The 12,890-nt window shown below is 63.6% G+C and carries 13 protein-coding genes; 7 read left to right on the plus strand and 6 right to left on the minus strand.

All coding sequences use genetic code 11. The features are described from left to right. Positions 1–13: 13 nt before the first annotated feature. On the plus strand, positions 14–1,096 hold the full coding sequence (gene aroC / locus H7687_RS17175) for a chorismate synthase (RefSeq protein ID WP_183349683.1): 1,083 nt from the start codon (positions 14–16) through the stop codon (positions 1,094–1,096). Positions 1,097–1,102: 6 nt separating this feature from the next. Here aroC and H7687_RS17180 read toward each other — a convergent pair whose 3' ends face one another. Next, on the minus strand, positions 1,103–1,531 hold the full coding sequence (locus H7687_RS17180) for a hypothetical protein (RefSeq protein WP_183349684.1): 429 nt from the start codon (positions 1,529–1,531) through the stop codon (positions 1,103–1,105). Positions 1,532–1,535: 4 nt separating this feature from the next. Beyond that, complete coding sequence (locus tag H7687_RS17185) at positions 1,536–1,985, minus strand: AtaL-like protein (RefSeq protein WP_183349686.1); 450 nt, start codon at positions 1,983–1,985, stop codon at positions 1,536–1,538. A 215-nt stretch (positions 1,986–2,200) separates the two neighbouring features. Between H7687_RS17185 and H7687_RS17190 the strand changes: the two genes are divergently transcribed. Both H7687_RS17190 and H7687_RS17195 read left to right on the plus strand, forming a co-directional pair. Beyond that, positions 2,201–2,716, plus strand: coding sequence for a DUF1440 domain-containing protein (locus tag H7687_RS17190; RefSeq protein WP_183349688.1), 516 nt, complete (start codon positions 2,201–2,203; stop codon positions 2,714–2,716). A 51-nt stretch (positions 2,717–2,767) separates the two neighbouring features. After that, entirely contained in the window at positions 2,768–3,637 is an 870-nt protein-coding gene (locus tag H7687_RS17195) for a sterol desaturase family protein (RefSeq protein ID WP_183349690.1), read from the plus strand. A 77-nt stretch (positions 3,638–3,714) separates the two neighbouring features. On the opposite strand, the gene H7687_RS17200 is transcribed toward H7687_RS17195, so the two are convergent. The 3 genes from H7687_RS17200 to H7687_RS17210 all read right to left on the minus strand — a co-directional run bounded on the left by H7687_RS17200 (position 3,715) and on the right by H7687_RS17210 (position 5,967). Then, entirely contained in the window at positions 3,715–3,900 is a 186-nt protein-coding gene (locus H7687_RS17200) for a hypothetical protein (protein WP_183349692.1), read from the minus strand. Between the two features lie 163 nt (positions 3,901–4,063). Further along, the gene (locus H7687_RS17205; protein WP_183349694.1) at positions 4,064–4,576 is read right to left on the minus strand and encodes a M48 metallopeptidase family protein; all 513 of its coding nucleotides are present in this window, start codon (positions 4,574–4,576) and stop codon (positions 4,064–4,066) included. An 83-nt stretch (positions 4,577–4,659) separates the two neighbouring features. Further along, positions 4,660–5,967, minus strand: a complete 1,308-nt coding sequence (locus tag H7687_RS17210) for a 4Fe-4S dicluster domain-containing protein (protein ID WP_183349696.1) — start codon at positions 5,965–5,967, stop codon at positions 4,660–4,662. A gap of 274 nt (positions 5,968–6,241) precedes the next feature. Here H7687_RS17210 and bioF point away from each other — a divergent pair, with 274 nt between their 5' ends. The 3 genes from bioF to H7687_RS17225 all read left to right on the plus strand — a co-directional run bounded on the left by bioF (position 6,242) and on the right by H7687_RS17225 (position 9,359). Then, on the plus strand, positions 6,242–7,411 hold the full coding sequence (gene bioF / locus H7687_RS17215) for an 8-amino-7-oxononanoate synthase (RefSeq protein WP_183349698.1): 1,170 nt from the start codon (positions 6,242–6,244) through the stop codon (positions 7,409–7,411). A 144-nt stretch (positions 7,412–7,555) separates the two neighbouring features. Further along, a complete protein-coding gene (locus H7687_RS17220; RefSeq protein WP_183349700.1) occupies positions 7,556–8,335 on the plus strand; it encodes an alpha/beta fold hydrolase in 780 nt (259 codons plus the stop codon). 205 nt (positions 8,336–8,540) lie between these two features. Next, positions 8,541–9,359 carry a methyltransferase domain-containing protein gene (locus H7687_RS17225; protein ID WP_183349702.1) on the plus strand — a complete coding sequence of 273 codons (819 nt, stop codon included), beginning with the start codon at positions 8,541–8,543 and terminating at the stop codon, positions 9,357–9,359. A 254-nt stretch (positions 9,360–9,613) separates the two neighbouring features. Here H7687_RS17225 and ettA read toward each other — a convergent pair whose 3' ends face one another. Beyond that, positions 9,614–11,299 carry an energy-dependent translational throttle protein EttA gene (gene ettA, locus H7687_RS17230; RefSeq protein ID WP_183349704.1) on the minus strand — a complete coding sequence of 562 codons (1,686 nt, stop codon included), beginning with the start codon at positions 11,297–11,299 and terminating at the stop codon, positions 9,614–9,616. A 170-nt stretch (positions 11,300–11,469) separates the two neighbouring features. Here ettA and H7687_RS17235 point away from each other — a divergent pair, with 170 nt between their 5' ends. After that, positions 11,470–12,816, plus strand: a complete 1,347-nt coding sequence (locus H7687_RS17235; protein WP_183349706.1) for an RCC1 domain-containing protein — start codon at positions 11,470–11,472, stop codon at positions 12,814–12,816. The last annotated feature ends 74 nt before the right edge of the window (positions 12,817–12,890 follow it).

Below are 12,890 nucleotides of genomic sequence, written 5' to 3' on the forward strand. Positions count from 1 at the left end.
GGAAGGAGCTGATATGTCCTCCGTTTTCGGCACCTTGTTCAGAGTCTCCACCTTCGGCGAGAGCCACTGCCCGGCGGTGGGCGCCATCGTCGACGGTGCACCGGCCGGGATGCGCCTAGCCGAGTCGGACATCCAGCCCCAACTGGACCGCCGCCGTCCCGGCCAGAGTGCGCTGAGCACCCTGCGCGAGGAAGAGGACCTGGTCACCATCCTCTCCGGCGTGGAGGACGGCATCACCCTGGGCACCCCCATCGGGCTCATGGTCCACAACAAGGACCAGCGCCCGGGCGATTACCAGGAGATGTCCCAGGTCCCCCGCCCTTCGCATGCCGACTACACCTACCAGGTCAAGTACGGGGTGCGCGCCTCCAGCGGCGGCGGGCGCTCCTCCGCCCGCGAGACCATTGCACGGGTCGCGGCCGGCGCCATCGCGGAGAAATTCCTGGCCGAGCGCCACGGCGTGGAGATCGTTGCCTGGGTGGACAGCGTCGGAGCGCTGGACGCAGGGAGCGTCGACCTGGAGCGGATCACGCGGGAGCTGGTGGACCGGCACCCGGTCCGTAGCGGCAACCCTGACATGAGCCAAGCCATGGCCGACCTGATCGCCCAAGTGAAAAGCCGGGACGATTCGGTGGGGGGGACCGTCTGCTGCGTCTGCCGCAACCTTCCCGCCGGGCTCGGCGAGCCCGCCTTCGACAAGCTGGACGCCCTCCTTGCCCATGCCATGCTCTCCATTCCCGCCAGCAAGGGGTTCGAGATCGGTTCCGGATTCAGCGGTAGCCGCATGCTGGGCAGCGCCCACAACGATCCCTTCGTGGACAAGGGGGGACGGCTGGGGACGGCGACCAACTACTCGGGAGGCGTGCAGGGGGGGATTTCCAACGGTGAGCCGGTCTACTTCCGGGTGGCCTTCAAGCCGCCGGCGACGGTGGCCCTGCCCCAGAAAACGGCGCGCTTCGACGGCAGCGAGACCGTCCTGGAGGCCAAGGGGCGCCACGACCCCTGCATCGTGCCGCGGGCGGTGCCGGTCGTGGAGTCGATGGCGGCGCTGGTGCTGATGGACCTGTTGTTGAGGCAGGAGTACCGGAAAAGGTAGGAACTGCTAAGGCTGGCAGGCCTGCTTGATGACCAGCCCCATGCGCGTGTCGGGGGGAAGGTACTGCCATTGGGTGGCGGCGGCGAGGTCGCTCGACTTCAAGATGTTGCCGTTGTTGTCCAGGTGGGTCGCGGCGAGCAGGTGCCCCTCCCGTTCCACGCAGTTGATCTCGTAGCTGTACAGGGTTTCATGCAGCATGGCCGGTTGCGGCAGCCCCTTGAGCACCTTGACGGCCTCCTTCCTCCCCGCCTCGCTGTAGATTACACGCGTCCTGACCTGGATCACCCCTTCGCTCGTCTTGTTGCCGCCGCTTCGGTCGTAGAAGAAGCTCGACTCCGGGTTCTCGTCCAGGAGGAACCAGTCCGGCGTCGCGCACCAGGCCGCGGTCGCGAAAAGGGACCCCGCGCACACTGTCGCAAGAAACAACGCTCGCATCGTCTCACCCCCTCGAGTCCGATTCCTCTGCCCGGATCTTCACCTTCTGCATTTCCGTTTCCAGGTCGGTGAGGATTTCCTCTTCCCCCCGTACCACGCCCTGGACCTTCAACGACTTGCGCAAGAGGTCCAGGTCATACTCGAGGTAGAGCGGGGCGACGGGGCTCTGCCGCGCCGATTTGACGATCTTCCTGACGATAAAGCCGGTGAACTGTGGGTGCTCTATCAGTTCGTGGCGCAATTCCCCATCGTAGGGGCGCGCCAGGACCCGCTCCTTGACCCGTTCGCCATGGAGCGTCATCTCGCAGATATAGACATCGCGGCTTTCCTCGGTGACCCGTGCCTCGGCCACTCCCTGCATGTAGCGCTCCGGGTGCTGCAGCCTGTCCATCAGCATGTTCCACAGCGTCTTGTGCTCGCAATGTACCACCACCTGCAGGGTGCGGACCAGCATGGGAGCCTCCTGATGTTCGGTTGCGCTACTGCCGGGGATCGGCCGAGCAATTATAAAACGCTCTATCACGTGGTCAAGCGGCTGAACCAAAGTAAAAACCCAGCGTTGCCGCCTGTTGGGGGAAAATTGACAGCTGAACTGCGGGGGCTACAATGGGGAAATTGCCCGCGCCAGCGGCAAAATCAAACATCGATGCAGGCTCGAAGGAGGCTGTCATGTTCACGCAAGCCGATTTGCGGTCTCAGGCGTCGCGACACCCGTTCCTGGTGGCCATGGCGGCCGGCCTCGTGGCCGGTGTGGCGGCGGCCGGCAGCGACCGGGTGCTGGACCGGCTGGTGACCGACAAGCAGAAGCGTCGCGACCGGCGGGTGCGCGAGGCGCCGGCCCACCAGATGGCGGGGCCCTATTTGGCTGCCAAGGTGCTGGGGCGCAGGCTGAACACGGTGGAGAAAAAACGGGCCAGGACCGCCTTCAGCATTCTCTACGGACTGGGGTGGGGTATCATCCACGCCAGGCTAACGGCGAGGTTCCCGCGCCTTACCCGCTGGGGCGGGTTTCCCTTCGCCGTCCCCTTTTTCTGCGCCTGTGACGGGTTGATTGCGCCCGCCCTCGGGGTCTCGCCGACTCTGCGTCGTATTCCGTGGCAGCCCAGCGCCAAGGAACTGGGCAACCATGTCGCCTGGACCGCGGCGGCCGAGCTGGTGCACCGGGTGGCGGGGGACAGATCGTGAAGCATGCCGGCGACGGCAGTAGCGCCAGGCGGTGCAAGGGGGGAAATAGAAATGTCCGGTCGCAGAGATCGTCTCAAGGGGGAACTCCCCAGCTGGCTGAACGCGGTACTGATTTGCGGAACCGTTGCCGTGGTTGCGGCCATGGAGCTCAGGCGCCCGCTCAGGAAAGACAGGGATGACAAGCTGCGGCGCGACACGCGTAACGTCGCTTTCGCGGCCTTGGCCGCCGTCACGGTCGGGGTCGCCGAGAAGCCGGTGGTGGGGCCGCTTGCGCTGCAGGTGCAGTCAAGGCGCCTGGGCCTTCTGAAGCTGTTCGGCCTCCCCGCCTGGGCCGAGGTCGCGCTGTCGGTCCTGCTTCTCGACTACACGCTGTTCATCTGGCACGTGCTGACCCACAAGGTCCCCTTGCTCTGGCGCTTCCACAGGCCGCACCACGTCGATCTCGATCTCGATGCCAGCACCGCGCTCCGCTTCCATTTCGGCGAACTGATCCTTTCGGTCCCCTGGCGCGCGGCCCAGGTTCGCCTGATCGGAGTCTCCCCCTTCGCCCTGGCCTTGTGGCAGACCCTCACCCTGATGGAGATCCTGTTTCATCACTCCAACCTGAGGCTTCCGCACCGTATCGAGCGGCGTCTGTGCCGTATCATCGTCACCCCGCGCATGCACGGCATCCATCATTCCGTGGTGCGGGAGGAGCGGGACTCCAACTGGTCCACCATCTTCTCCTGGCCCGACTACCTGCACGGCACCATTCGCCTGAACGTGCTGCAGGATGCGGTGGATATCGGCGTCGCCGGTTGCCAGGACCCCAAGCAGCTCACCCTCGGCAGGGTGCTGGCAATGCCCTTCACCCCCCAGCAGGAAGTGGAAGGCCCCAAGCGCGAACCGCTGCCGGTGCCGCCGACCGTGCTGGCGGTCTGACTCCCCCCGCCACAACGAAAAAGACCCGCCAGATTCTCTGGCGGGTCTTTTTTATGTCCGGTAAACCGGGCGTCGGCTTATGCGAGCGGCCCCCGTGGCGGGTCTTTGGGTCGGGTATGCACCACGCCGGTGAGAATGCCGATGCCGAGCAGGATGATGGAGACGATGGCGATCTTGAACATGGCCACACCTGCCGTGACCAAGGCCCAGGCGATGCCGGAGATGACCAGAATGAACCCGATGATGTAGAGCGCGAACGACATGGGATCCTCCTTGTGCCAGGTTGGACGGGTGGCGAAAGATTGGTGTTTGTTAATTTTTGAACAAGGTAAATGCTAGCGGTAGGGCTGCCGTTGTCAATGGAGGGATGGCGGGGGACCGTTGAGGACCGTTGAGGTGCGGTGAGGGGCGGCGCTAAGGGACTGTTCAGGCTTCCTGGTACAGCGGGCCGAAGGCGTCCAGGTGGGTCAGGTACAACCGCATGTCGAATTCGAGTTGGTGGTAGGCGGGCTCCATGTACTCGCAGAGCTGGTAGAAAGCCTTGTTATGTTCCTTTTCCTTGAGGTGAGCCAGTTCGTGTACCACGATCATGCGCAGGAACTCGACCGGGGCGGTCCTGAAGACGGTGGCGATCCGGATCTCGTGCTTCGCGGTCAGCTTCGCTCCCTGGACCCGGGACACGAAGGAGTGCAGGCCGAGGGCGTGGTTGATGACGCTGATCTTCGGGTCGTAGCTCACCTTGCTGAGCGGCTGGGACTTGCGCAGGAATTCGTTCTTCAGGTTGACGGTGAAATCGTAGAGCGCCCGGTCGGTCCGGACCTGGTGTGGGGTAGGGTACTTGGCAAGCAAAACGCCCCCCAGTTCGTTGTTCGCCAGGAGGCGCTCCACCTTCGACGTGACTTGTTCGGAATATCCTGCCAGGTATTTCAATCCGCGCATCTGTTTTTTCCCGGGATCCTGTGTATGAGCAACAGGGAAACTAGCATATCCCCCCGGGAAGTGCAAACCGTGAGACCAGGGCGTCACAGCCGCAAGGGCATCCTGCTGGAGCGCTCCGCCACCCGCTGCATGATGCCGCCCAGGTAGCGCGAGCCGAGCTCGCTGGCGGCCAGCTTCTGTTTCACCGCCGGGAGCCTGAGGATGGCCCCGACCAGGGCCGCCATGGCGCGATGATTGAACATGGCCCGGTTGTCCCAGATCAGGTGTTGCAGCTTGCCGTGCTCCAAAGCCATTAGCACCAGCCGGTGCGCATTGTCCACCGGGGTGACCACACGCTCCGCCTTAGGGACGAGGGCCAGTGAGTTGGTGCGGCACACCCTCACGCAGACGCCGCAGCCGAGGCAGCGCTCCTGGTCCTGCACGCACCTGCGCTGCCAGGGGTGCTGCGGATCGTTGGCGGAGACCAGCCGCATCGCTTCGGCGGGGCAGGCGTCCACGCAGCGGCCGCAACCGCTGCAGCGCTGCGGCTTGAGCTCGGCGAGGTAGTTGGTGCTGCAGACCGGCTGCAGGTCGCTGAACTTGCGCGACCGGATCAGCGTTTCGCAGCAGCAGCTGCAGCAGTTGCAAATGGAGCTGACGCCGAACTGGGCGTTGTCGGCCACCTGGACCAGGTTCTGCTCCCTGCTCTGCTGCAGCAGTTCCAGGCATTGCTCGGCGCTGATTTCCCGCGCGTGCTCGTGCCGGATCAGGGAATCCGCCAGGTCGTCGAACACCATGCAGGTCTCCAGCGGTGCCGAACACGCCCGGCCCACGTGCCTCATCTTGTGGCGGCAGCTGCAGGTGCCGACGCCGATGCGCTTGGCCCCCTGGATCACCTCGGAGGCGCGCTCGTAGTTGAACAGGCGTGCCAGGTTCGAGGGTGGGACCTGGTCCTCGTCCACCATGATCCTGGTGCTGGCGGTGTTGCCGTCGGTGTAAAGGTCGCGGATGTACTCCTCTTCCTGGTTCAGGTACTGGTCGAGCAGCCTGCTGAGCGCGGGTTGGTCCACATCCTTTCGGACCCGCATCAGCACGAAATCGAGGAACCCCGCCATGGGAGGCGGCAGGATGTAGAGCTTTTCTCCTTCGTGCTCTGTGTCCAGCAGCAGGCCCCGCTCCGTCAGCCCTTCCAGGGTACGGTAGGCCTCCACCTCCCTGACACCCCAGACGTGGGCCGCCCGTGCCGGGGAGAACGGGTGCATGGGGAGCTGGCCCACGAGCTTGGCCTCCTGTTCGGTGAAGAGCAGGGCGAGTATCTTCGCGAACAATTCAGAAGGGGGAGCTCCCTGCGGGAATCTTTCCAGGCGCTCCATTAACGAGCTGTATCCGTTGCGGTTTTGGAGATGCGGCATGGCGGCTCTCCTGATGGTCCTGCGGGTTCCAGTAGCAGTTTGAGGCAGGGAGTTGGATGAAAAAACTTTAAGAGTATATCCCTCTTCGTAAGGGGCGCAATTCGGGCCGGGCCTGGCTGCCGGTGTTGGCCTTGCAGGTTTCTCTTTTCAGATCAGGTGCATAGGGTAAGCTGTATGTATTTGTCAACCGTAGCTGGTTGTCAGGTTGACGAACCGGAGCGCCTGTGCTAATAACAAGGGCTCCGCCGTTACCCCGGCATGGAAAGGAGAGGCTGTGCAGACATTCGCAGAAGAACTGGACCAGTTGCGCGCCCAAGGGCTGTACCGCAGCATGAGGGTAATAAATGGGGCGCAGGGAAGCCACGTCGAGCTGGATGGTAGACGGGTGCTCCTGCTTTGTTCCAACAACTATCTCGGGCTGGCTGATCATGCCGCACTGCGCAGGGCCGCGGTCTTCGGCGCGGCCTTGGGGACAGGTAGCGGCGCCTCGCGCCTGGTTTCCGGCACCATGGCGCTGCACGTGGAACTGGAGGAGCGCATCGCCCGCTTCAAGGGGACGGAAAAGGCGCTGGTGTTCAACTCCGGCTATGCCGCCAACACCGGCATCATCTCCGCCCTGGTCGGCCGTGGCGACGCCATTTACTCGGACAAGTTGAACCATGCCAGCATCGTCGATGGCGCCCTGCTGTCGCGGGCCGACTTCCACCGTTACCCGCACCGTGACATGGCGGCCCTGGAGCGGCTGCTGCGGGAAAAGCCGGGCAGCGGAAGGCGTCTGATCGTCACCGACGGGGTCTTCAGCATGGACGGCGACATCGCACCCTTGCAGCAGATGGTGCAGCTCGCCCGGCAGTACGATGCCCTGCTCATGGTGGACGATGCCCACGGTACCGGCGTCCTCGGGGCGACCGGCCGCGGCACGGCCGAGCTTTTGGGAGTCATGGACGGCGTAGATATTCACATGGGGACGCTGGGCAAGGGGCTGGGGAGCTGCGGCGCTTATGCGGCCGCCTCGGCAGAGATCTGCGAGTACCTGGTGAACAAGGCGCGCAGCTTCATCTTTTCGACCTCGCTGCCGCCGGCGGTCCTGGCACCGTCCATCGCGGCGCTGGACCTGGTCGATTCCCGTGAGGGGAAGGAACTGCGGGAGCGGCTCTCGGCAAACGTGGCCCTCTTCAAGGGGAGGCTGGCGGTTGCCGGCTTCGACACCATGGGGAGCGAGACCCAGATCGTCCCTATCTTCGTGGGGCCGGCCGAGGCGACCATGCAGTTCAGCAAGGAGCTCTTGGACGAGGGGATATTCGTGCAGGGGATCCGGCCGCCCACGGTTCCCGCCGGAAGCTGCCGGCTGCGCTGCACCATCATGGCGACGCACGAGCCAGCGGATCTCGAAGCAGCCGCCGACACCATCGCCCGGGTGGGGAAGACGCTTGGGGTAGTTTGAAGTAATTCAAAAGCCGTTACGCAAAGAACGCGGAGTAGTCGCAAAGAGCCCAAAGGTAACCCAGATCAGGAATTCATTGCGTGCTTCGCGCATCCTTCGTGTTCTTTGCGAAACTGCTTTTCGTCTTTAAGGAACAACATTCAGATGACTTTGCACTTTCAGGAAATAGGTGCCGGGCGGCCGGTGGTTTTCGTCCACGGCTGGGCCATGTCGGGCCGGGCCTGGCGTTTCCAGCAGGAGTTGCAGGACGCGGGACGGCTCATCTTTCTCGACCTGCGCGGCCACGGCCATTCCGCGCCGGCCTCGTCCTACACCATCGACGACTACGCCTCGGACCTCGCTGCCTTCTTCGAGGAGCTGGCCTTGCAGGACGCGGTGCTGGTGGGGTGGTCGATGGGGGTCCAGGTGGCGCTGCAGGCATTCCCGGCGCTGCGCTCCCGCCTGGCCGGGATGGTGCTGGTCGGCGGCAACGCCAGGTACGCCAGCTGTGACGACTATCCTCACGGCAAGGCGCCGGTCGAGGTGAAGGGGATGGGGCTGCGCCTGCGGCGCGACCACCAGAAGACCATGGGCGACTTCTTCAAGGGGATGTTCGCGGAAGGGGAACTGGACCACGACCTCTACCAGCGCATTGTGCACGAGATCGTGCTCGGGGGGCGTTCCGCCGACCGTGAGGCGGTGATGCAGTCGCTGAACATCCTTTCCACGGCGGACCTGAGGGCGCAATTACCGCAGGTGGACCGGCCGGTGCTGGTGATACATGGCGACCAGGACACCGTCTGCACCGTTGCTGCCTCGGAATACCTGGCGCAGCACCTCCCGATGGCGCGGCTGGAGATATTCCAGGGGTGCGGTCACGCGCCCTTCATGACGAGGCCGCAGCGGTTCAACGCGGTGCTGCGCGAGTTCATCGCAGGGCTTTAATTTTCCTGATTAGCGATGATCTTCCGCCAAGATGCCCATCCCCCTCTCCCTCCGGGAGAGGGGTGGGGTGAGGGCGCTGCAATAGGCAATGGTCCCGTTTCGTGGCACCTCCCTCACCCGCCCTGCGGGCACCCTCTCCCGGAGGGAGAGGGCATTAGCGGAAGATTGTGGCTAATTAGGTTAATTTTTAATTGAGAAGGTATAGATGGCGGCAGAGATAGACAGAGACAAGGTGCGCGAGTCCTTCCACCGGCAGGCAACCGATTACGACCGGCATGCCGTGGTGCAGGGGCGCGTGGTGGACAAGGTGCTCGCGCTGTTGCAGGCGGAGCAGGTGGCGCCTGCGTCCCTGCTCGATATCGGTGCCGGGACCGGGAGGCTGCTGGCGCGGCTGACCGGGCTTTACCCGGAGATGGATGCCGTCGGCGCGGATCTCGCGCCGGGAATGTGCGAGGCCGCCGCCCGCAACCTGGCCGGCAGGCGGGTGCGGATGGTGAACGCCGACGCCGAGTCGCTTCCCTTCGACGCGGAAAGCTTCGACGTGGTGGTCTCCACCTCCACCTATCAATGGCTGGCCACCTTGGATCAGGCCTTTGCCGAGGCGCGGCGGGTCCTCAAGCCGGGCGGGGTGTTCTGCTTTGCCCTCTTCGGGGAGCGCACGCTGTTCGAGTTGCGGGAGTCGTACCGGGCGGTGCTGGAAGGGGGCGCCGACCGCACCCACAGCTTCTTTGCCGCCGCCGAGGTGTCGGCTGCGCTGGAGCGGGTGGGGTTCTGCGGGCCGCGGGTCAGCTCGGAGCTTGAGGTGGAAATGCACCCGGACGTGCCGGAGTTGTTGCGGTCTTTGAAGAAGATCGGGGCGGGGAGCACGGCGCCGGCCAGCGGCAAGGGGCTTTCCGAGCGGCGGGTGATGTTGGAGATGATGGCGAGCTACCGCAAGAGGTTCGGCAGGGAGGATGGCGTGCCGGCAACCTACGAAGTGGTGTACGGGGTGGCGCGGAAGAAAGGGCGGTCGGAGTCGGACTAGTCGGATCGGTCAGAAAAAACCGATTAGGCATGATCTTCCGCCAAATGCTTCTACATCCCCTCTCCCTCCGGGAGAGGGCTAGGGTGAGGGTGTTGCCCGGAGCAGATTATCTGAGCCGGTAGAGCCCTCACCCGCCCTTCGGGCACCCTCTCCCAGAGGGAGAGGGACTAGGGGGAGATTGTCACTAATCCAAAAAATAAAAGGGGGCGGCCGATTTTTCGGCCGCCCCCTCTGTTTTACTGTGCTGGCGCCGCCTACGCCCTGGTGAGCTGGCGATACCGGATGCGGTGCGGCTGGTCGGCCGCGGTGCCCAGGCGGGCATGACGGTCTTCCTCGTACTCGGAGTAGTTCCCCTCGAACCAGACCACCTTGCTGTCCCCCTCGAAGGCGAGGATGTGGGTGGCGATCCTGTCCAGGAACCAACGGTCGTGGGAGATGACCACGGCGCAGCCGGCGAAGTTCTCCAGCGCTTCTTCCAGCGCACGCATGGTGTTGACATCGAGGTCGTTGGTCGGCTCGTCAAGCAGGATGACGTTGCCGCCTTCCTTGAGCATCTTGGCGAGGTGCACGCGGTTACGCTCGCCGCCGGAGAGCATGCCGACCTTCTTCTGCTGATCGGCGCCGGAGAAGTTGAAACGGGCCACGTAGGCACGGGAGTTCACCAGCTGCTTGCCGAGCTGCAACTGCTCCTGCCCTTCGGAGATCACTTCCCAGATGGTCTTGTCCGGGTCGAGGGCGTCCCTGCTCTGGTCTACGTAGGCCAGTTTGACGGTCTCGCCGGTCTTGAAGGTGCCGGAATCGGGCTTCTCTTCGCCGGTGATCATGCGGAACAGGGTGGTCTTGCCGGCGCCGTTGGGGCCGATCACGCCGACGATGCCGCCCGGCGGGAGCCGGAACTCCATCCCCTCGATGAGGAGCTTGTCGCCGTACCCCTTGCTGACGTTGTCCGCCTCGACCACCACGCCACCCAGACGCGGCCCGGGCGGGATGAAGATCTCCAGGTCCTTGGCGCGCTGCTCGCTCTCGGTGTTCAGCATCTCCTCGTAGGAGTTGATGCGCGCCTTACCCTTGGCGTGACGCCCTTTCGGGGACATCCTGATCCACTCCAGCTCGCGCTTCAGGGTCTTCTGGCGCTCGCTCTCGGTCTTCTCCTCCTGGGCCAGGCGCTTTTCCTTCTGCTCCAGCCACGAGGAGTAGTTCCCCTGCCACGGGATCCCCTGGCCGCGGTCGAGCTCCAGGATCCAGCCTGCCACGTTGTCCAGGAAGTAGCGGTCATGGGTGACGGCGATGACGGTGCCGGCGTAGCGCTGCAGGTGCTGCTCCAGCCAGGCGACGCTCTCGGCGTCCAGGTGGTTGGTCGGCTCGTCCAGGAGCAGGATGTCCGGCTTCTGCAGCAGCAGGCGGCACAGGGCGACGCGGCGCTTTTCACCGCCGGAGAGGTTGGCGACGTTGGTCTCGGGCGGGGGGCAGCGCAGCGCGTCCATGGCAAGCTCCAGGCGGCTGTCCAGGTCCCACGCGTCCAGGTGGTCCAGCTTCTCCTGCACCTTGGCCTGGCGGTCGCACAGCTTCTCCATCTCGGCGTCGGTCATCTCCTCGCCGAACTTCATGTTTATCTCGTTGAACTCGTTGACCAGATCAACCACTTCCTGCACGCCTTCCTCGACGCACTGGCGCACCGTCTTGGAGGGGTCCAGGGTAGGCTCCTGCTCCAGGAATCCGACCGTGTAGCCCGGGGAGAGGATGGTCTTGCCGTTGAACTCCTTGTCGGTCCCGGCAAGGATCTTCAGCAGCGAACTTTTGCCGGAGCCGTTCAGACCGAGCACGCCGATCTTGGCGCCGTAGAAATAGGAGAGGTAGATGTCTTTCAGCACCGGTTTCTTGTCGTAAAACTTGCTCACACCGATCATCGAGTAGATGACCTTGTTCGGCTCGATAGCCATGACTTCCTCCGTATTGTTTTATTAACCTTTGTATCGCTTTGTAAAAGGGCCATTATTACATGCAACTACCGCGGCATGTCAACTGCCATCCCCCGGAGTCCGTCCTTGACATTCCCTTTTATGTATAGTTAAATCCGCCGGATCGAATTCACCATCAAGGGGTCTCTCATATGCAAAATTGCAGGCGTTTCAGGCTTTTGATCTGCGCCGGGCTTCTCACTGCCGCCCTTTCCGGTTGCGGTGGTTCTTCCTCCAACGACCACATCCCTTCTACGGTTTCCATCTTCTACGAGCACAGCGTCCTGTTGAAGGACGGTGCCACCTACACCATGGGATACAACGGTTTCGGCCAGTTGGGCGACGGGACCCTAAAGACCCGTGAGATCGCCGTTCCGGTCCCGGGGATGGTGAACATGACCAAGGCCGTCGCCGGCGTCGCCCACACCATGGTCACCGACGGCACTAAAGTCTATGCCTGGGGCTACAACCTCTTCGGCCAGCTGGGCAGGGCCGGCGTCTCGACCAGCTACCCGGACGCGTACAAATCCACGCCCGGGGACGCGGTTTCGCTCCCCAACACCGTCACCGCGGTGACCGATATCGCCGCAGGAGGGTATCACTCCCTCGCCGTCGGCAACGATGTGCTCTACGCCTGGGGCAACAACACCAACCGCCAACTCGGCGACAGCACCATAATCAACAAATCCGTCCCCACAGAGATCGTGCGGGGGCACGCGGATGAGGACCTGAAGACGCTGAAGACGGTCCAGGTCGCCGCCAGCGGGCTGCACTCGCTTGCCCTCATGGGCGACGGGTCGGTCTACGCCTGGGGGGACAACCGCAAAGGCCAGTCCGGCCACGTTGTGCTGGGCACCTACTCGACCGCCATTTCCAGCCCGCGCAAGGTAACCATCCCGGTAACCGCCGGCGGGGCGATCACCAGGATCGCCGCCTCTTCGAGGACCAGTTATGCCCTCGAAGAGAATATCTCCGGCGCCCAGACGCTTTGGGGCTGGGGCTACAACGGCTACAAGGATGCGACTGACCCCCAAAAGACCTCCGGTGGGGAGCTGGCACAAGACCCGGCGGTGCTGCAGGAAACTGCCACCCCCGTCGCGGTGCTGTCCATTGCCGCCAATGACACCTACATCATCAAGAAGATCGCCACCGGCATCAACCACCTGCTGCTCCTCATGGGACGGCGCGACAGTGAAGCCGACAACTTCGTCCAAGGCGTGGGCTACAACGACAAAGGCCAACTGGGCAACAACCGCGGGCTGAGCACGACCAACAAGGACACCTCGCTCAGCAGTTTCGAGTTTGTCCATGCCCTGATGTCGGTGGGGACCGATCTCACCGGGGTAACCGACATAGCCGCCTTCGGGACCAGTTCCTTCGCCCTCGTCAACGGTACCTGGTATGCCTGGGGAGACAACGGCAACGGACAACTCGGGAACAGGATAGCCACCGACACGATCACATACTTCCAACTCCCGGTCACGGTCAAGTTCCAGTAGCACATTTGTCAGGAGGGATACGGCTTTAGCCTGGCATTACCGGGCTGAGCCGTACCCCTTTTCCCTTGACTTGG

Origin of the sequence: Geomonas paludis (genome assembly GCF_014193585.1) — a bacterium.
In the GTDB taxonomy this organism is placed as follows: Bacteria; Desulfobacterota; Desulfuromonadia; order Geobacterales; family Geobacteraceae; genus Geomonas; species Geomonas paludis.

Excerpts from the sequence above, each read along its gene's own strand:
- aroC (WP_183349683.1), top strand. The coding sequence starts at position 14 with ATGTCCTCCGTTTTCGGCACCTTGTTCAGAGTCTCCACCTTCGGCGAG.
- H7687_RS17180 (WP_183349684.1), bottom strand. The coding sequence starts at position 1,531 with ATGCGAGCGTTGTTTCTTGCGACAGTGTGCGCGGGGTCCCTTTTCGCG.
- H7687_RS17185 (WP_183349686.1), bottom strand. The coding sequence starts at position 1,985 with ATGCTGGTCCGCACCCTGCAGGTGGTGGTACATTGCGAGCACAAGACG.
- H7687_RS17190 (WP_183349688.1), top strand. The coding sequence starts at position 2,201 with ATGTTCACGCAAGCCGATTTGCGGTCTCAGGCGTCGCGACACCCGTTC.
- H7687_RS17195 (WP_183349690.1), top strand. The coding sequence starts at position 2,768 with ATGTCCGGTCGCAGAGATCGTCTCAAGGGGGAACTCCCCAGCTGGCTG.
- H7687_RS17200 (WP_183349692.1), bottom strand. The coding sequence starts at position 3,900 with ATGTCGTTCGCGCTCTACATCATCGGGTTCATTCTGGTCATCTCCGGC.
- H7687_RS17205 (WP_183349694.1), bottom strand. The coding sequence starts at position 4,576 with ATGCGCGGATTGAAATACCTGGCAGGATATTCCGAACAAGTCACGTCG.
- H7687_RS17210 (WP_183349696.1), bottom strand. The coding sequence starts at position 5,967 with ATGCCGCATCTCCAAAACCGCAACGGATACAGCTCGTTAATGGAGCGC.
- H7687_RS17220 (WP_183349700.1), top strand. The coding sequence starts at position 7,556 with ATGACTTTGCACTTTCAGGAAATAGGTGCCGGGCGGCCGGTGGTTTTC.
- H7687_RS17225 (WP_183349702.1), top strand. The coding sequence starts at position 8,541 with ATGGCGGCAGAGATAGACAGAGACAAGGTGCGCGAGTCCTTCCACCGG.
- ettA (WP_183349704.1), bottom strand. The coding sequence starts at position 11,299 with ATGGCTATCGAGCCGAACAAGGTCATCTACTCGATGATCGGTGTGAGC.
- H7687_RS17235 (WP_183349706.1), top strand. The coding sequence starts at position 11,470 with ATGCAAAATTGCAGGCGTTTCAGGCTTTTGATCTGCGCCGGGCTTCTC.